Here is an 18,968-nt window from a genome sequence, read left to right as displayed (position 1 = left end):
CTCGATCTGGTACGGGTCTGCGAATGGCTGGACGGAACGCCCGTGGCGCCGACCAGACGCTCGCGCTTTGCCAGGTTGCAGCAGGCTGCCTGAGGGGGCCGGAGAATTCGCCACCAGTGTCCGTTCCTAACCCCAACCTACGGTGGCAGGGTCTCGATCAGGAGCAGGAGCTCGGCGGACATGGTGTAGTCGAGCCCCGGGGTCTGGGCGAGCCCGGGGTCGCGGCGGCCGGTGCAGAGGCCGTCGAGCGGCTGGAGGAAGGGGCGCAGCCACTCCGGCAGGTTCGGGTCCCGGGCCAGCTCGGCGAGCAGTGCGCGGGCCTGGGCCGGGTCGTCGGAGCGCAGTTGCTCGGTGACGGCGAGCGCGATGCGGCCTTGGGGCAAGTGGTTCTCGCCGCCGGCGCGGCGGTAGTCGAGATAGGCGCCGACTGCCTTGGATCTGGCCGCGGCGGCGGGATCGGGGTTGCCGGCGTCGGTCTCGATGGCGGCGAGGATGGCCCAGGCCGTCCAGGGCTCGACGGCATGGCCGAATTGGGCATAGCACTCGATCGCCCGCTGGATCTCCCGGCGCGCCTCGTCGAGGCGCCGCAGCCGGCGCAGGGTGTTGGCGAGATTGCTCCTGACGAGGCCCTCCTTCGCCGTATCGCCGATCCGGACACGCAGGTCCGCGGACTGCCGGTAGAAGGCCGCCGCGTCCTCGGGGCGGTTCAGGACATCGTTGTACAGATTGCCCAGTTGTCCGAGCGTACTCGCCTGCCCGGCGGTATCGCCGAGTCGTACCTTGATCGTCAGCGATCGCCGGTAGGCATCCTCGGCCGGCTCTGGGTTGCCCGACTCCTGATAGGCCATGCCGGTCTGATGCCAGATCACTGCCACGCTGCCCGGCTCGTCCAACCGGGTGAAGCGCTCGCGAGCCTCGGCGTAGGCTGCCAGAGCCTCTGGGTAACGGCGCTGCTGCAACCGGACCGTGCCGAGCTGGCCCTTGCCGACCGCGACATCGCGCTCGGCACCGCTTCGCTCGTCGAGCGCGATGGCCGCATCAAAGGCCGCCGCCGACTCGTCGAGCCGGCCCAGGTACAAAAGGCAGCTGCCCCGTTCGGTGATGCAGGTGGACGCCATCCCCTCGGCCCCGCGGTCCGACCTGTCCCGCACGATGGTCTCGAACCACTGCCGCGCCTCGTCCAGCAGCGGCAGCGCCCGCTCGGACCCGCCGGCGGTCTTGTGTATCCGGGCCAGCAGGAAGCAGGCGACGCCCAAGTGGTAATCGGCACCCGGATAGGCCGACTCGCCCGCCGTCCGGGCGCGCCGCAGCAGGGCCTCGGCCCCGGCGAGGGCCTCGCGCAGCCGTCCGCCGGCCCATTGCTGCTCGATACGAGTCCGCTCGGCCTCGAACCGGGCATGGGTCCAGGCGTCGCCCGGCGCGCGTGCCAGCGCCTGCGCCGCGGCATCGCGCGCCTGCCCGATTCGCGCGAGTAGCCGCGGCCGGCCGAGCCGTTGCAGCAGTTGATACAGTGACGTGGAGAGCCCGATAGTCGCCTCCGCCTCCTCGGCGCCCTGCACCCGATCGAGCAGCGCGAGCAGGTTGGGGATCTCCAGCCCCGTCAGGGTCGCGGTGATCTCGGTCTGCCGGTCGTACTGCTGGACCAGAAACGCGACATACTGCCCCATCGACTCCACCCAGCGCTCGGTGAGGGTATCAAGCTCGGCCGGCCCCAGGCGTCCGCGGAGACTAGGGCAGAGCGCCGGGTTCAGGGTCAGGTGGTTGTAGGGGTCGGCGGTGGCGAGCCCGGTGCGGATCAGGTCCTCGGCGAGCGCGGCGCAGTCGGCCTGCTCCCAGCCGGTCAGGTGCCGCAGCATGTCCAGATCGACCCCGCCATGAAAGACCCCGAGCACCGCCGCCCGCTCCCGATTGGCCGGGGCGAGGCGCTCCAGCGACAGTTCGACGCTCGCGAAGACCGAGCGCTCGCGGCTGCCGGGCCCAAGACTGAGGGGATAGCGGCGGTCCATCTCGGCCATCAGGTCGGCGAGGCGCGCGCGGGTGCGCTCGACCCCGAGGGCGCGCAGCGACGGTGCCAGCAGGGCGAGGGTGCGGGCATGTCCGTGGACCGCCTCGACCAGGGCGTCGATCGACTCGCGGGTCGCGTCGTCCGCGTCGTCCGCGGCGCCCGGGCCGTGGTCGCGGCTGCCCTCCAGTGCCCGCTCGATGAGGCGCACCGCGTCCTCCGGTGCGAGCCGCTCCAGCTCCCGGCAGCGCCGCTCGGCCGCGAAGGGCGCGGGCAGGGTCTCGCGGCTGGTGAATAGGAGCCGGGTTTGGCCGTTGCCGAGCAGGCGGTCGCAGAGGGCGAGGATGGCGGTGAGGGCGTCCCGGGCGTCCTCGCGCAGGGCCTGCGGGGACTCCTGCGCGAGATAGGGCGGGGGTAGGATGCTTTCCAGGTTGTCGATCACCAGCAGGGTCGGGTGCTCGGCCAGCGCGCGTTCGATGGGGAGGATGGCTTGTTCGAGGTCTTGTAACGGGTCGCCGGCGGTCGCCGCACTGGGGTGCGGCGCTCCCAGGGCGGCGACCGAATAGGACTTGCCGACCAGTTGGTGGCCGAGGGCGTCGAGCACGGCGGCGGCATGCGTATGGTTCTCGACTGAGACGAAGGCGGCGCGGCGGACCTGGCCGGAGCGCACCAGCCAGCGCGCCAGCTCGCAGGCCAGCGCGGTCTTGCCCTCCCCGCCCTGGCCGCGGATCAGGGCCCAGCGCTCGGGTTTGGGGGCGCCGGCGGCACGCGGGCGGAGCATCCGCTCCAGGGCCAAGAGATCCCGGCTGCGCCCGACGAAGCCGGTCTCGGGCGGGTCGGGCAGCGCCCCGAGTCGGGCTTTCAGGATGGTCCGCAGGTCCTCGCGCACCTGGGGGACGAGTCGCGCCAGGGCCGCGGGGGCGAAGAGCGGCGGGTCGGCCTGGCCCTGGTAGAGGACCGGGACGAACCAGTCGGCGAGGCGCAGCTCGCCGGTGCCGAAGACCTGGCCGCGGAAGTCGTCGTCCTTGAGCCCGCGTTGGCCGTCCAGCATGGCATCACCGACCCGCTTGCCTTCGGCCAGCCCCTGGTAGAACCTCAGCACGAAGCGCCTGGCGGTCTCGACCAGCACCGAGTGGTTCATGGCGACCACCGAGCCGACCCCGACCTTGAGGAGGCCCGAGGCGACCGACTCGGAGGCGTCCTGGGCCTGCGCGCTCTGGCAGGCATCCAGAAAGACCAGCGGGATGCGGTGGTCGCGCAGCAGCGGGCCCAAGGTGTCGGTATGCACCAGCAGATGGCGGCGCCCGTCCGGGCGGTCGCGGTCGCGCGGGTCCTCGAAGCAGAGCGCGCCCAGACCCACTTGGCGGTCGTAGAGGCCGTGGCCGTCGAAATGGACGCAATGATAGGGGGTGCCGGCATCGTAGGCGCGTTTGAGCTCCGCGCTCAGGGCCGGCAGGGTGGGCGGCTCCAAGAGGCGCAGGTCGACCAGGCCACCCAAGGCTTCCATCGTCTCGACCAGTGGCAGGGCGCTGGCGCGGTGGTCGATATAGCCGCAGGCCTCGTCCTGCGGGCGGGCGACGACCAGCAAGAGGCGGATGGGGGCGGCGGCGAGCGGCTGGCCCCGTGCCGGGTCGGTGTCCTGCGGGTCTTTGTCTTGCGGGTTTGGCAGGCGGCGGCGTACCCGGGTGGGGCGGGTGCCCTGGAACAGGAAGCCGGTGCCGTCGTGCAGCAGTTCCCAGGGGAGCGCCAGCAGGGCGCTGGCGGATTCGGAGCCGGGGCGTCCCGCCCCGGTGTCCTCGCGGGCGGGACGCCCGCGCTCCTCCAAATGCACCGAGAAGCGTCGGCCGGCATGGGGGGCGGTGGCGGACCAGGCCTTCAGGACATCGGTAGCGTGCTCGGGGGGCAGGGCGGCACGATGCAGATCCCGGCCCCAGTCGATCAGGCCCGCCTCGACCCGCCGCGCCCGGTCGGCGAAATAGGTGCTGGGCCAGACGGCGTATTTCTCCAGATACCAGCGCAGATCTTCGGTCTCGATAGGGCCCAGGGGGGCGATGAGTGGCCAGGTGTCGGCGCTGGGGATCGGCGGGCGCGTCGGGTCGGCTGGGCGGTAGATCAGCCGGGCGGTCGCGCTGGGGCGGGGGACGCCCGGCTGGACCTCCTGCACGCCGAGCCCGGTCAGTTCCAGGACCAGCTCCTCGAGCGGGCCGGTCTGGGGTCGGGGCATGGGGAGACGGTCGGTCGGTGCGCGCCAGTGCAGCGCGACCAGCATGGCGTTCAGGGCCGATTCGATGCCGTTGGGGCGGTTGTCGATGCCGACATAGATGGGCTCGTCGCCGAACTCGGCCTCCCACTCGCCGAGCGGGGTGCCGTCGAGGGCGAGTGAGACCACGGGGTAGCGGGTTGCCGCGCCCTGGCGGCTGCGTTGCACTTGGATGGCATGGCGCAGCTCGGCCAGCACCCTTTTGGATTGCAGGGCGTGGGGGCTCACCAGTACCGCGAACCCGGCGGCCGATTCGATGGCCGCGCGGATCGCCGACCCCAGCGGGTCGCCGCCGCGCAGCTCGCGCGAGTCGATCCACAGCGCCTCGCCCAAATCGGCCAGTGCCTGCTGGAGTGCGCGCACGGTCGCGTCGTCGTGCGAACTGTGCGAGAGAAAGACCTTGGACATGGCGCGTAGGCTCCGGGGTCCTTGCTGGTGGCTCGTCGGTTGGTCGACGGGGGGAGTGTATGCCGAATACCCCAAAAAGGGCAGACCTCGCTCAAAGACACAAAGACCACGCATATTCTCAATGCCCTACGTCGGTCGAGCGGACGAGTTGCGCGGGGATCTGGCCGACGCTCGCGAAGCGACTGGACACCGGGTGACCGCTGATTGCGCTAAAGTAGGTCCAGGATGCGCCGGTGATGAGCCGTGACTGGCCGAAGCGCGGCGGGCTGGACGCCCGGCGCCGGCGACGTCAACCCTGCGTAGTTGAAGGGGATATGAACACATCATTCTGGATCACGCTGGCGGTGCTGTGGCTGGTCTCACCAGTCATTCTATTCGTTGCGTTCATGGTTTACCGAAGCCGGAACAAGCAGTTGCACCAGCAACTGGCAGCCCTGCGCGGCGTGAAGCCGCCACCGACCATGACAGCCGAGTCTGCGCGGTCGAGCGTGGGTGGGGAGCGCCGTTTTGCCCGCGTCGACCTAGAGAATTTGCTGTTGTTGCGGCTCGAATTGCTGCGGCAGGTCGAGCTGGGCGCGCTCCCCGCCGCGCGCTGCCGGTCATTGACGGACGCGTTGGACTTGCTGTGGGCGTGGCATCTGCGTGAGGGAGGCGCCCAACCGGATAATGGCGTCTGGGAGCATCGGCGCGCCCTGGCCTGGGGCCTGCTGGCGCACTGGGCCGAGATGCCGATCGGAGCCCCGCCCTGGCAGGCGCCCACCACCATCGAAGATGAAGCGGTTCCCGTGACAGTCACGCCGGGGCCCGGTGGGAGCGGCTTCAGCCGCGACCTGACCCCAACCGCTGCCGTGGCCTCGTCGCGGCTAAAGCCGCTCCCACCGGGACTTTCATCGCCCGGGCTGGTGCGCCGGAAGGACACCGCCGAGGTGGGGGATGTACGCAAACCCGACCCGGTGCCCGCCTCGGTCTGGCGGCCGGCCGCGCCAAGCCGGTTGGAGCAGGCGCTGCAGGTGCTGTCCGGTTGGCCCGCGCTGATCGCGCCCTTCCTGGTGCAGAACATCGGCTGGTTCATCGGCGGTTTCTGCTTCGTGGCCGGCGCGCTGTTCCTGATCGCCAACACCAGCGGCTTCGTCAACGCCTTGGTGGTGTTCGGTAGCTTGTTCGGGGCCACCGCCTTTCTGCTCTGGGCCGGGTTCCAGTTCCGTCGCCAGCGTGCGGAGTTGGTCGTGCCCAGCAGCGTGTTGCTGACACTGGGGATGTTGCTCGGGCCACTGGTGGTGGCGGTCGCGGTTCGCCTGGTGGCTGCCAGTCTGGGTGATGGCTTGCTGATGATCGTCAGCGTGCCGGTGGCGGTGGCGACCCTAGGTGCGTTCGGCTTGGCCGCCGCCCTGGCTAGCGCGCTGATGGACCGGGCGTTGCAGGGGCGCTATCCCTGGTTGCTGACTGGGCTGGCGGCGGTGCAATTGGCCGTGCCGCTGGCGGTGTTCGCGACCGGCTGGCCGGCGCTGGCGGCGCTGCACACCCTGCTGCTGGTGTTGCTCGGTTACGGCTTGTGGCGCTTTGCGGGTGAATGGTTGCGGCGGCTGTTCGTGGACCAGTGGCGCACCACCTATTACGCCGCCGGGCTGCTGGTCTACACCGCGCTCGTGTCCTTCGTCCACCTGACCTGGGTCTGGCCGCAGCCCCTGCCGGGGGGCTATGCAGGGCCCTTCCTGATGGCCCTGTGCGGCCTGCTGCTGCCGGTGGATGCCGCGTTCAAGGAGTGGGTCAGCAAGTATGCGTTCCTGTCCCGGTTCACCTTTGCGCTCTATGGTCTGTCGGTGGTGGCGCTGGCCGTGGCGCTTCAGAGCACGCCGGCCGCGATCCTGACGCTGGCCATGGGCGCGGCGCTCTATGCTTGGATGACCTGGCAGTATCGCACCCTGCCGCCGCTCTATCTGCTGTTCGGCTGTGTGGCCGGGCTTTACGGGTTCGTCATTCTGAAGCCACTGCCGCCGGCCTGGCATGGGCTTACCAGTCTGCCCGCATTGCTGGCCCTGCTGGGGTTGGCCCGCTGGGCGGCCGCCCGATCGCGCAATCTCGCTATACAGTGCCTGGTGACCTTCGCCCTGCTGCTCTGCGCTGTGACGCTGTGGAGTCTGGTCTGGACCTCGCCGGGGGCGCTCTCAGGGGTGGCGACGGCCGCGACGGCGGCGCTGTTGGCCTACGTGGCGGTGCGCCTGGCGCTGAGGTTGCCGGACGTCGATCCCCGCTGGGCGCGCGCCGATGTCGGCGTGGTGGTGCTGGCCACGGTGGCGGTGGCGTTCATGCCCGACGCCTGGCGGTGGGGTTGGGAACTGAGTGCCGCGTTCGGCCTGCTGGCGCTGGCGGCGCTGTGGACCACGCTGGGTCTGCACCATCGCGGTCAGCCGGCGGCCAGCCGGCGGCTGTTCATCGCGGCCGCCTTGTTCAACGTGCCGCTGGCCTTGGGGTTGGGTGGCCTGGCACTGTGGCCGGGATGGCTCGGGCGGCTGGAACCCATCCTGCTGCTGGTGCCGGCGGGGGCGCTGTTGCTATGGCTCTGCCTGGGCCTGCGTCGGCAGGCGCTGTTTTACGGTGTGCTGGCCTGCGCGGGCGGGATAGGCGTCTTGGTCAAGCAGCGGTATGCCCCCGGCCCCGGCACCGGCCTGGTGGACTTCATCCTGGTGCTGGCCCTGTGGGCCTTCCTGTGGCGGCTGGCCTGGCGCGCGCGTATCAGCGCGGCGCTTGACCCGGGGTCGGACGCCGTGACGGACCACCATGAGCCGCCCGGTGCCGGGCTCTGGTCATCAGCCGCTGCGTATTTCGATCCCTCAGGTCCGCATGAAACCAGTCTGGCCGAGCTGGTCCGTGCCCCGCTGGAACAGGCCATGGTCCTGCTGTGGGCACTCGGGCTGCTGCATCTGGGTCTGCCGGTGCTCGCCGACGCGCTCTCGCCGGGGTGGCCCTGGATCACCGCCCTGGCCGTTGGCTCAGGCGTCCTGGTCGTCAGCCATTTCCACCTGTTCCGCTGGGTGGCCTTGCCGATGCTGTTGGGGCTGGTCGGTCTGCTCGTCGGACTGGACCAACTCACGTTGAACCTGCCCTGGCTCGGCGCGGCGGCGGTGCTCTATGCGCTGCTGGTCTGGCGCTTGAGTGTCGACCTGCTGGAGCGGCCGTCGACTGGGCGGCTGGCCGGGGCGCTGCATTTCACCGTGCCGGGTCGTGCCGGCGGTCGTCGGCAGGTGGAGGACAGCCTGCACGCCGGCGCGATGCTGGTTGCCGCGATAGCAGTGGCGGCCGTTCCGACGCTGGTCCTGGCGGGACTGCCGACGCCCGAATGGCTGCCGACGCTGGCGTTGAGTCTGCTGCTGTTCCTGCTGGCCGGGTGGCAGTACCGCACCGAGATCCACGCCTGGGCGGCGCTGGCCGCGCTGACGGTCGGCGCCTGGCTGACCGGGGCCTGGTTGGCCCCGCCGGCCCTGCTCGTCGTGGGGCAGCCCGTGCTCAATGGGTGCCTGAGTTTGGGCCTGGCGGTAGCCGCGGTGGGGCTGGAGGCCGAACGGGCCCGGCCGCTGGGGTATTGGCGAAGGCCGTTGCAGCGCACCAGCGGGCTCCTGTACCTGTTGGCGCTCGGCGGGGCGGTGCTGGGGGCACTGGCCGACGCGCCACGCCTGCCGGTCCTGCTGGGGTTGTTGTGCGTTGCGCTGTTCCCGGTGGCCCGACCGCTGCCGGATGCGGCGCACTGGCGCGGCCTGGGACTGGCGCTGCTCACGAGCGCCCTGGTCTGGAGTCTGGCGGTCCAGTCTGGCTTTGAGCTGCGCGCCGCGGCCTGGATTGCGGTCGCCTGGGGCTATGTGCTGTGGGGCGTCGGCAATCTGGTGCTCCCCCGCTGGAATGCCCGCTGGCCGGGCTGGGCGGCAGCGCCGACGAGTTGGCCGCTCCTGGGGCTGGCCGGCGTGCTGGGTGGGGTGACGGTCGGGGCGCTGGCTGGGGCCTGGTCGAGTGCCACCGCGCTTGCGGGGCTTACGCCCTATCTGTTCCTGCTGCTCGCCAATACCGCCTGGCCCGGTATGGCGTGGCTGGCGGTCGCGTCGCTGGCGGGGAGCGGCCTGTTGGCCGCTGGGGCATGGGCCTGGGGCGCTGGTCGCTGGCTGCCGGAGCATGCAAGCGGGTTTGCGGTCGTGCTTCCGTGGCTCAACCTGCTGTTGTTCTTGGTTCCATTCTGGCGGCGTTATGGCCGGCGGCTCGCCGCGCGACTGTCCTGGCGGCAGGACGGACTGGCGGCGCCGCTGTTCTGGATACCCTTCGCCATACTGGTGCTATTGCTCGCCGCCCTGCTCTTGGTGGAGGCCGGCGACTTGCTGCGGGCAGCGGTAGTCGACTTCGGTCGTCCGGTCGGGTGGTTGAGCGGACTGGCGCTGTTGCTGGCGGCCACGGCCAGCCATGCCTGGCGGTTGCGCCCGGGGCCACTGACCGCACAGGTGCTGTTGATGGCGCTCACGGCCACGGTCGTGGCGATCCTGCTCGATCTGCGGGTCCCGCTCCTCTGGCTGCCGCTGGTCGCGGCCCTGTGGAACGGCGTCCTGCTGTTGGCGTGGCGTTATGGGCCGGGCAAGGAGGGGCCGCGTGCCGCACTGGCTCCCTGGCTGACCGTCCTGCCGGTGGTGAGTTTGGGTTTGCTGGTGCCGCTGGCCCCCGCCGACTGGGTGGTCTGCACCCTGACCCTGTGGCTGCTGGCCCTGGTGACGCTGGCGCGCGGCTGGTGGCAGGGCAGTGGATTCTGGCTGAAGGCGGGGCTCACGTCGGCATTGGCGGGTGGTTACGCGGCCTGGCTGGTGGGGATGCCGCCGATGGTCGGGGTGCTGCCCTGGTACGCCTTGCAGACCGTGCTGTTGTTGTTGGCGTTCATCGCGGTTCAAAGGCCATTGGCGTCTTTGCTGGAGCGGGTGGACCCGGACCAGGACGCGGACCGGTTCAGGCGGATCAGTGAGGCCGAGCAGGCGGTGAGCCAACTGGTCGCCGGATTGCTGGCCTTGAGCCTGCTGTGGCTGGGTCTGCACGGCTGGTTCGTGTTGGCGTACCAGGCCGGCTGGGGGCCGCTGCCCTGGCGGTTCGGGCGTCTCGCGGACACGCTGGCCGCAGGGACTGCGCTGTTGCTGCTGGCGGGACTGTTGGCGGTGCGTGCCTGGCGGCAGCCGGACGAGCACGCCTGGGTCTATGCGGCAGCGCTGCTGCTGGGGCTGCTGGCCGGCTACGGGCGGCTGGTGGTGCTGGGGCTGGCGCCGTTCACCCCCTGGGACACGGCCGCGCTGCTGGCGGTGGCCGGCGCGACCCTGCTGCTGTATCAGCTCACCGGCTCCTGGCCGGTGTCCCGCCTGGCCCTGCTGCTGCCCGCGGTGGCGCTGGTGACCGTGCCCTGGCAACTGGCGTCGCCCTGGGCCGGCGGGGCGCTGTTGGCGGTGGCCGTGCTCTATCTGTCACAGGCCGCGACCCTGCGCAATCCCTGGCCGCTGTATCTCGGGGTGCTGGCCCTGAACGGCGCGGTCTATCTGTGGGCGCCGCTGTGGGCGGCGCACTACGGGCTGTGGCAGTTCTACATTGTCCCGGCGGCGGTGTCGGTGCTGGTCCTGCTGCATTTGCATCGGCGCGAATTGCGCCCGCAAGTGCTCGGCGGCGCGCGCCTGGCGGCCCTGAGCGCGCTCTACGCCGGGGCCGGGGTGGACCTCTTCCTGCGGCCGGAGTTGGGCGTGTTCGTGCTTGCACTGGCCTTGGCGCTGGTGGGGGTGATCCTCGGCATCGCGCTGCGCATCCGGGTCTTTCTCTATGCCGGAGTGGCCTTCCTGGTGCTGAACGTCGGCGGGCAACTGGTCCGCTTCTATCCCGGGCAGGGCCTGAGTCGGGCGCTGATCCTGATCGGCCTCGGCGTGGTCATCACCGCCGGGATGGTGGCGTTCAACCTCAAGCGCGAGTCGATCCTGCGGCGGATTCGGATCGCGCAGGCCGATCTGGCGGATTGGGAATGACCCATTGCCGGGCTTGGGTTCAGGGGATATAGCCTGGGGCGTTCGGTCCCAGGTTCTTTTCGTCGCGTAGCGCCGCGTCGCGCAGGTCGGCATAGCCCTCCACTGGCCCGCCCTCGTTGGTGGTCCCGTCACTCATGTCCTGGACGTCCGCCCCGATGGCCGGGCCGCCGCCCTGCGGGGCCTGGTCGATGACCCCGCGCACATCCACGTTGATTCCGTCGTTGTCGTTGATGAGCACCTGCTCGGCGGCGGCGGTGAGTCCGATGGCCAGCAGCAGGGTGGCGGTGGTCGCGCGGGTCAGGGTCTTGGGGTTCAAGTGGCACCTCAGTGAGTTGGATAACCGAAGGTTCATGATTGCGGCCGCCGGGCGGGTGACATTCGTCGCTGCCTGGGGCCGTTGCGCCCAGTAGGAGCGGCCCCCAGGCCGCGACCGATTGCCGCGAATGCCCCCTCACCTTTGCTGGCGGCAGTTTAGCTGGATGGTACCAGTTTGTCGCCACGTCAAGCTGACTCGCCCTCGCGGTGCCACCGACTGCCACTACACACGACTGCCACTACACATTGCCGATCAGCTGTGTTCCGGCTTCCCTCGCTAGCCTGTTGCGTCACGGTTGGCGGGGGTCGGGCCAGCCTGGATGACTGCCGCCCCGTCGTGGGCGGCTCACAAGCCACATGGGTACATCTGAATGTTGGATTCGATAAGACTGGTCGATTTCAAGAATCACGCCGATACGCGGATCGATCTGCGGGGGCTGACGCTCTTGGTCGGACCTAATGGGGCCGGTAAATCTGGTGTGCTCCAGGGGATTCACCTCGTTTCGCAAATTCTGAAGCCCAGTACGCAATTCGATCCGTCCCCCGCGTATCGTCCGGAGGTATTGATACGGCGGGGTAAGACCCAGGCGTTCATCCAATTGGTTCGTGACGATATAGATCCGAATCTGAGTAATGGCTGGGTCCTGGGTTTGACGTTTCACGCCGCCGCACGCTCGGATAGCTTTGGCGAGATCAGTTTTGCTCCCGCCGGACCGGTAATCCAAAAAGCCAAGGTGCCGAGCAACAGTTTGCTTACCCAAACCATTCGTGAGCAGCTTGGTTCCGCCGTTTATCTCAGGTTCAGCGCAAAGAACCTTGCAGAGCCAAGCTACTTGGACTCCGTATCCGCCACTATCGACTCCGACGGCTATGGTTTGGCCTCGACCCTTGCCCATTTGATGACCTTCGAGCGCGACCGCTTCGAGGAGCTTGAGGGTGCTGTACGCTCGGTGTTACCGGCGGTTAAGCGGATCAGGGTCCGTCGTGTCGAAACCGCGATCTCGCGGCCAGGGCGCGAGTCGACCAAGGTGCTCGCCGATGAGTTGATCCTCGACATGCGCTCGGGGGACACCTTGCCGCCCCAGGCGATCAGCGAGGGTACACTGATTTTCTTGGGGCTTCTCACCGTGCTGGTGGGACCCGACTGTCCGCGTCTGCTCCTGATCGACGACATCGACCAGTCTCTACACCCGCGCGCCCAGGCCCAACTCATTTCGCTCCTGCGCGGCCTGATTAAGAAGCGCGAGGTGCAGATCGTCGCGACCAGTCACTCCCCTTATTTGATCGACGAACTCGACCAAGAGGAGGTTTGGTTGATGTCGACCCGGCTCGACGGTACCGCGGCAGCTGCCTGTCTCGCTGAGCATTCGGACGCCGAGCGCTTTCGTGATGTCCTCAAGAGTGGAGAGTTTTTGAGCTCGGTCGGTGAGGATTGGGTCCTGACTCGGGAGGAGACCGATGCGGCTGGTACTGATCGCTGAGGACCGCGTCGGTTTTGTCACGGCCAAGTCGCTCGCGGATCGCGTATTGATCGAATGTGGCCCGGACTGGATCAATGCCGACTCGATTGAAGGTCTGCGTGACTGGACCGGTCTCGATGAAACGACGCCTTTCACGAAATGGATCGAGCTACAGCGACATCCAGGCTTTCCTCACGTCAAGGTGCATGGCAAGAGCGAGGGATTAAATTACATGGAAGCTGGGCGAGCTCTTACACTCGCCGTGCTCGTTGCCAAGGACGCCCCCATTGATGTCGTCGTGCTGGTTCGCGATTTGGACAATGACCCCAGTCGGAGGCAAGGCTTGGAAAAGGCGAGAGACGTGATGGCCACGGGACTTCCGTTCCAGGTGATCATCGCCGCTTCCGATCCGGAGGGAGAAGCGTGGATACTGCACGGCTTCTGCGTCCAGACTGACGCCGAAAGTGACTGTCTGGCGAGCGTTCAAGCTCGCCTGGGATTCGATCCGACCCGTCAACATGAACGCCTGCGCGGTGATCGCAGACGCGGCGGCAAACAGGCAGCGCGCGACATCAAGTTGGTATTATCGGAACTCATCGGCCCCGACCCTATGCGAGAAGAGATCTGCCTGGCGTCCACTCCACTGCGGGTGTTGATAGAGCGCGGGCGGGCCACAGGATTAGCCGATTTTCTTGCCGAAGTACGTGCTCGGATCCTTCCACTGCTGGACCCCGCTCCTCCCCGGCCCTGCGATGCATGGATGGACTAATCCTGCATGGGGAGCGTTGGCGTTATACCGTGGAGCTGATACGCCGCTGGGTCGCGGCAGGGCGGATGGAGTAGCATCCCCTCATGAGCCACGACCAGAACTTCAAGAACCTGATCCTCGACTATCCGCGTCAGGCCCTGGCCTTCTTCGCCGCGGCGGAGGCCGACGACCTGCCGGAGTCGGTGCGGATCACGCCGCTGCGTCAGGAGCAGTTGCAGGAACGCCTGGGCGAGCGCTTTCGCGAACTGGACACCCCGCTCCTGGTGGAATGGCCGGACGGGCGGCGCGAGGCCCTGCTGTTCGTCGTCGAGGAGGAGAGTGACCCGCGTCGGTTCTCGATCTACCGCTTGGTGCGCTACTGCGCGGACCTGGCCGAGCTGTGCCAGACCGACCGGGTGGTGCCGATCGTGGTCTTCCTGCGCGGGTCGCCCGACCGGCGTTCACTGACCCTTGGGGGGGATCGTCACACCTATCTCAGTTTCAGCTACATCGCGTGCGAGCTGGCGGAGTTGCCCTACCATGCCTACCGCGACAGCGACAATCTGGTCGCGCGGCTCAACCTACCCAACATGCGCTATGCGCCAGACGAGCGGGTCGCCGTCTACGCCGACGCGGTGCGTGGCCTGACGACTCTGGAGACTGATCCGGAGCGTCAACTCAAGTACATGGATTTTATCGACATCTATGCTGCGTTGGATGAAAATGAACGGCAACGCTACAGTCAAGAGTACCCATCAGAGGTCGCAACGATGACGAATTTTGCCGAACGATTTCGGGAAGAGGGTAAGCAGTTAGGCGAAGCCACCATGCTGCTGCGTCAGTTACGCAGCAAATTCGGAGAGGTCCCCGAGACCACCTGTAAGCGCGTTGAGACGGCCGACCCGGACACCCTCCTGACCTGGTCCGAGCGCATCCTGACCGCCGACAGTATTGAGGAGATCCTGCACTGACCCTGTCGCGCTGAGCCAGCCGCGTGCAGCGCGGTCGTGCGTCACGTCGGGCCTGCTGATACGGCGCCCGTCGGCAGCAAGCCAGCGTCGAAGATTGCCACCGCGCGCGTCCAACCGGCCGATGCGCCGCGGATCTTGTGCGGGAAGCAGGAGACGTAGAAACCGTCGGGCGGCAGGCACTCGAGGTTGTGCAGCTTCTCCAGGTGACAATAGCCGATGTCGCGCCCGGCCTTGTGGCCTTCCCAGATCAGCGAGGCGTCGTGGGTGGCGGCGTATTTCTTCGCGGTGTAGACGAAGGGCGCGTCCCAGCTCCAGGCGTCGGTACCGGTCAGGCGCACGCCGCGCTCCAGCAGGTACATGGTCGCCTCATAGCCCATGCCGCAGCCGGACGCGACGTAGTCGGCCTGGCCATAGCGCGTCCCGGCGCTGGTATTGACCAACACGATCTCCAGGGGCGCGAGCCGATGGCCGATGCGCGCGAGTTCAGCCTCGACATCGGCCGCCGTGACCACATAGCCATCCTCGTAATGGCGAAAGTCGAGCTTCACCCCTGGCTGGAAGCACCACTCCAGCGGTACCTCGTCGATGGTGATGGCGGGCTCCTGGCCGCCCAGCGCCTTGTTCATCGTCGAGTGATAATGGTACGGGGCGTCGAGATGGGTACCGGCGTGCGTGCAGAGCCGTATCCATTCGATCGCCCAGCCCTCACCGTCGGGCAGGTCGCTCTCCTGCAGTCCGGGAAAGAACGACGTGATCTGCTCGACACTCTGCGCGTGGTTGACATAGTCGATCCGCGGGCCGAACGGCGGCGGATCGGCGGGTACGTCATTCTCCAGGTAGATCGACAGGTCGACGAATGTACGCGGCATGGGCAGCTCCGCTTCGGCACCGTTCGGGGTGCTGGAGAAATGCATGAAATCCAATGATATCTGTCGGATTATCCGACCCTGGACGCGCATCGTCAAGCACTGATGTCGCAAGTCCGACTGAAATGGTTCGTTGATAAGGCGTTTGCAGCAGGCTATAACAATGAGACAGTGAGCCCGCTCCAAATGACGCTCTTGGAGCCGGTTTAAATATCAGGCGTAACAGTGTTGGGCGATCAGTCGTTGCGCGTGCAGTTTGGCCTTTGGGTGTCTCCCTGCTCACCAGCGTTGGCCGTCCAGGCGATCAAACCGTATTTTTCGCAATGATTTCGGCGCCGTCCGTATCGACGAACCGGGGGATTCAGCATGCCAGGTTCAGCCTAAGTGCCCCGCCCGCTGACCGCCGCTAGTGCGGCGCTGTGCTCTGCCCGCACCGCACCGCAGGCCGGGGACTCGGTGGCCGCGTCCAGGTCGGCGATGTATGTGATTCTACGCCGCGGTCCTGCTACGAGTGCCTGCCGTCGCGCGGCGGTTGGCGGGCGAACGTGCGGTTAAGGTAACACGGCCACGAATGGGATCCGATGTGCGATAGCGGACAAGGCCGGTGCCGGTTCGTCCGCCGGCCCTGGGAACCAACCTCCTCAAACCAAAGCTCACGAGGACAAGCCAATGATGAGTCGCTCCTTCTTGCGCGTTTTTCTGCTGTTTACAGGCTGTTGTCTGCTACTGCCCAGTGCGGCGGCGGCGGTCCCTGAGCAGAGCGCCTTCCAGCAGATGCTGGACTCATTGGTGGCGAATTCCAAGACGAAAACGCCCGGCGCCGTACTTGCGGTCCTTACCCCCACCGCAGAATTCAGCGTCGCCAGCGGGAAGGCCGTGCTTGGTGCGACCGATCTTGATCCGGGGACCAACATGCAGTCGGGCGATATGCTGCGTATCGCCAGTATGACCAAGACCTTTTTGGCGACCGTCGTCCTCAAGCTTGCTGAAGAAAATAAACTGAAACTGGACGATAAGATTTCAATCTATCTTCCTGCCGCGTCAGGATCGAGCGGCAATGGTGAAACCGCTACTGTCCGCAACCTCCTGAACATGACCAGCGGGATATTCGAATATTACGATAACAGCGCCTATCTGGCGGCCGTCGCCGCCAGGCAGCCGCGCGATGCCTGGACGGCGAACGAGATCATCACGAAATATGTGTATGGTCAGCCGGGGACATTCAGGCCGGGGCTGGAGTTCAAGTATACTAATACCAATTCTCTGTTGCTGGAAATGATTGTACGGCAAGTAACAAGTAGCACGCTCGCCGCCCAAATGCGGCGGATCATTTTCGACCCGCTGAAGATGGCTAATATCTTTATGGAGATGGCGGAGACGCGTTCCGGCGGATTCGGCGGGCTGCTGGTGCGTGGGTATGATACCGGCCAGACGCCACGCAAAGATATTACCGAGCAAAACGATGCGTTGGGGCTTGGCGACGGCGGTCTGATCTCTGACGCACCGGGGATTGCAAGATTTCTACGGGCACTGTTTAAAGACAAGACGATACTAAACGCCGATTCACTCACGCAGATGAAAACCATCGGCTTTACGGGGAAAGAGTATGGGCTCGGGCTTGAGGTGAAGCAATCGAGCACCTACGGGACCAGCTGGGGCCATAGCGGGAAATCAGCCGGATTTCAGTCTGAGATGCGCTATTACCCCGGCAGGGACCTGGCGTTGGTGATTCTGACCAATGAAGAGAACTCGGGTTCGGATATGATTGAGTTGATTCTGGCCGAGAGCCTGCGGCGACTGCTGTTGTGCCAGGAATGCCTGCCGCCGCGCGGCGGTTGGCGGGCGATCACGCGGTAAGGTAACGCGGTCGTGAATGGGAGCCGGGTGGTCCGAGTAATGATCACGGGGGCGCGACGCCCCGCTCCTCTCAATACAGATAGCGCTCGGCTGCGGCCACCAGGTCCTCACGGGCCGGCAGTTCGCTGGGTGAGAATGACACCAGCTGCATGACGAGCCGTTGCTCGCGGGCATTGTGCAATTCCTCAAAGTCGATCCGGCGGGCAGCGGGGTCGTGGGGGGTGCGCTCAATGTTCATCGGGTCAATGAAGAGGGTGAGTGGCTCGGACCAGAGCAGATGCTCGGCCTGTCCCAAGGACTCGGCGACGATCTCCAGATGGGTCTGCAAGACCTGGTCATCCCTCCCTAAGCTCGCCAACTGATCCGTGATCGAGTCCAATTCACTTTCCAGCGTCGCCGGATCAGGGTGCTCACCCTCGCTCGGATTAAAAGTCAAGCCCCCGCGCTTGAACGCCGCCAATTTGCCGCGCAGCAGGTCACGCTGGCGCGCGAGATCGGCGCGCTCGATGCGCACCTCGCCGATCCGGGTCAGCGCCAGAAATAGCAGATGGTCGAAGGCGCGGCGTTTCAGGTGACGGCGCGCCTCTTCTTCGCTGGCCCTGGGGTCCACCAGGTTATGATCGGTAAAGCAGACCGCTACCTGCGGCACCTCGCGGCGGATGATATCGCCCGTCAGGTCAATGCCAAAGACGGTCCGCTGGCCGCGTTCTGCCAGCACCAATGCCGTGATTCGCCCGGCGTCGCGGCCTTCCGGGCTCGCCAAATAATCGGTCAGTGAGCGATCCCGACTGAACTGGTCCAGCATATCAGCGGCGGAGGCGTACAGTGCGGCGAGCGCTGGAGCGGATGTGAACTCATGTTTGTCGGCCGACACCGGGGCGGGGATCCTGTCAACCAGCGAGATGACATGATCAATGGCGTGGATCACTGGTCCACGCAGGTGTTTACGGTAGCCCGGCAGGAGCCGGATGCGTGAGTCTGTGGTATCCACCGCGCGCTCGATGGCCGCCTCAATGAGCGACTCGGGATAGCGGCCATGGGTCTCCTCGCGACCGCCGAAGATGGATTGGAAGAGCTTCATGGTTTAGGGCTCCAGAGTCTGCAAATGCGCCCGGGCCTGCGCGGCGCTATCATATGATGAGGCGACAGAGGTCGCCGCGGGACTTCGGTGCAACCATCTATCGACCCTGAAAGCTCGATGCTACTATACCGCCCTTGGTTTTTCACGTCCTGGATGGTCCCCCTGGCCGACGCTACAGTTCCGGACCTGAAGGAAAGCCAATCGGGTCCATTGCCATGCTGTGTGGGTTCCCAGCGCCAGGGCTTCATCGGTAGCATGGTATCTTCCTCACGCGTAGCCATCGCGTGTAGGGTTCGGAAGGCTTGCCCACCGTACCAGCCGGCCGCGCTGCGGTTTGTTTCGCACCCTATTTGGCAACCCCCAGCTTGACGATTGCGTTACCGACATAAGAAATGCGCACAGGCAAGCCTTCCCCAATGGGGCCACCGTGAGAGGTGGTCGTGTTGAACCCGGCAACGACCACGTAGTCAGAGTATTCAAAGCAAACGTCTGATACGCAGAAGCGCTCCATGGCGTGACCGGTCAGTGGCATTGGTTTGAAGTTGGTGACAAGGCCTTCGACAATGCTTACCTGGTGGAGGCGCCGTGCCTGCGATAGCGATGAGTATGCGCCGTAAGTCGAGAAAAATGCACCGAGCGTCCACAGGACCGCGAACCCCAGAAAGAAGAAGGCAAATAGATTGCTCGCCGTGGGGTGCTTGCCCCACCCGCCGGGCAGTCGCTTGCGAGTCGCCACCAGCCAGGTGCCGGCAGCAACAAAGATCAACCCGAACGACACGAACCACCCGCTCTTGTATCCGGCGTCAGCAATGTCAAAGACGGTCCGATAGTCCATACGCGGTTGCCTTCTGAGGTTTCGTGGCCATGATCGTCGTTTCGGCCAAGAGAGGATAGATTGAGTCTCTACCATTATAGTCGCGCCGGGAGCGCGCTCCAATTCTCCCTCTCTCTAGGGTAGGGTGCGGAGAGAATGGCCA

10 protein-coding genes are annotated in these 18,968 nt (G+C 66.5%); 5 read left to right on the top strand and 5 right to left on the bottom strand.

The window, feature by feature from the left end; all coding sequences use genetic code 11:
• Positions 1-137 precede the first annotated feature (137 nt).
• Positions 138-4,670, bottom strand: coding sequence for a tetratricopeptide repeat protein (locus QZY44_RS19740; RefSeq protein ID WP_295450483.1), 4,533 nt, complete (start codon positions 4,668-4,670; stop codon positions 138-140).
• A 314-nt stretch (positions 4,671-4,984) separates the two neighbouring features.
• Between QZY44_RS19740 and QZY44_RS19735 the strand changes: the two genes are divergently transcribed.
• On the top strand, positions 4,985-10,693 hold the full coding sequence (locus tag QZY44_RS19735; protein ID WP_295450480.1) for a hypothetical protein: 5,709 nt from the start codon (positions 4,985-4,987) through the stop codon (positions 10,691-10,693).
• A 19-nt stretch (positions 10,694-10,712) separates the two neighbouring features.
• Here QZY44_RS19735 and QZY44_RS19730 read toward each other — a convergent pair whose 3' ends face one another.
• Entirely contained in the window at positions 10,713-11,009 is a 297-nt protein-coding gene (locus tag QZY44_RS19730) for a hypothetical protein (protein WP_295450477.1), read from the bottom strand.
• A 370-nt stretch (positions 11,010-11,379) separates the two neighbouring features.
• Between QZY44_RS19730 and QZY44_RS19725 the strand changes: the two genes are divergently transcribed.
• The 3 genes from QZY44_RS19725 to QZY44_RS19715 all read left to right on the top strand — a co-directional run bounded on the left by QZY44_RS19725 (position 11,380) and on the right by QZY44_RS19715 (position 14,187).
• Positions 11,380-12,489 (top strand): ATP-binding protein, encoded by a 1,110-nt coding sequence (locus QZY44_RS19725; protein WP_295450474.1) that lies wholly within the window; start codon positions 11,380-11,382, stop codon positions 12,487-12,489.
• Entirely contained in the window at positions 12,467-13,237 is a 771-nt protein-coding gene (locus tag QZY44_RS19720; RefSeq protein ID WP_295450471.1) for a hypothetical protein, read from the top strand. The genes QZY44_RS19725 and QZY44_RS19720 overlap by 23 nt, the downstream gene beginning before the upstream one ends.
• 83 nt (positions 13,238-13,320) lie before the next feature.
• The gene (locus tag QZY44_RS19715) at positions 13,321-14,187 is read left to right on the top strand and encodes a DUF4351 domain-containing protein (RefSeq protein ID WP_295450468.1); all 867 of its coding nucleotides are present in this window, start codon (positions 13,321-13,323) and stop codon (positions 14,185-14,187) included.
• A 41-nt stretch (positions 14,188-14,228) separates the two neighbouring features.
• Here the strand turns inward: QZY44_RS19715 and QZY44_RS19710 are convergent, their stop codons facing one another.
• Positions 14,229-15,056 (bottom strand): cyclase family protein, encoded by an 828-nt coding sequence (locus tag QZY44_RS19710; RefSeq protein WP_295450465.1) that lies wholly within the window; start codon positions 15,054-15,056, stop codon positions 14,229-14,231.
• A 666-nt stretch (positions 15,057-15,722) separates the two neighbouring features.
• Here QZY44_RS19710 and QZY44_RS19705 point away from each other — a divergent pair.
• Positions 15,723-16,910, top strand: a complete 1,188-nt coding sequence (locus QZY44_RS19705) for a serine hydrolase (RefSeq protein ID WP_295450462.1) — start codon at positions 15,723-15,725, stop codon at positions 16,908-16,910.
• A 70-nt stretch (positions 16,911-16,980) separates the two neighbouring features.
• Here QZY44_RS19705 and QZY44_RS19700 read toward each other — a convergent pair whose 3' ends face one another.
• Both QZY44_RS19700 and QZY44_RS19695 read right to left on the bottom strand, forming a co-directional pair.
• The gene (locus tag QZY44_RS19700; protein ID WP_295450452.1) at positions 16,981-17,991 is read right to left on the bottom strand and encodes a hypothetical protein; all 1,011 of its coding nucleotides are present in this window, start codon (positions 17,989-17,991) and stop codon (positions 16,981-16,983) included.
• A gap of 346 nt (positions 17,992-18,337) precedes the next feature.
• Complete coding sequence (locus QZY44_RS19695) at positions 18,338-18,826, bottom strand: hypothetical protein (protein ID WP_295450449.1); 489 nt, start codon at positions 18,824-18,826, stop codon at positions 18,338-18,340.
• Positions 18,827-18,968: the final 142 nt, after the last annotated feature.

It is taken from the genome of uncultured Thiodictyon sp., assembly GCA_903837595.1.
Lineage (GTDB): Bacteria > Pseudomonadota > Gammaproteobacteria > Chromatiales > Chromatiaceae > Thiodictyon.
This window is presented reverse-complemented; position numbering and strand designations above follow the sequence as displayed.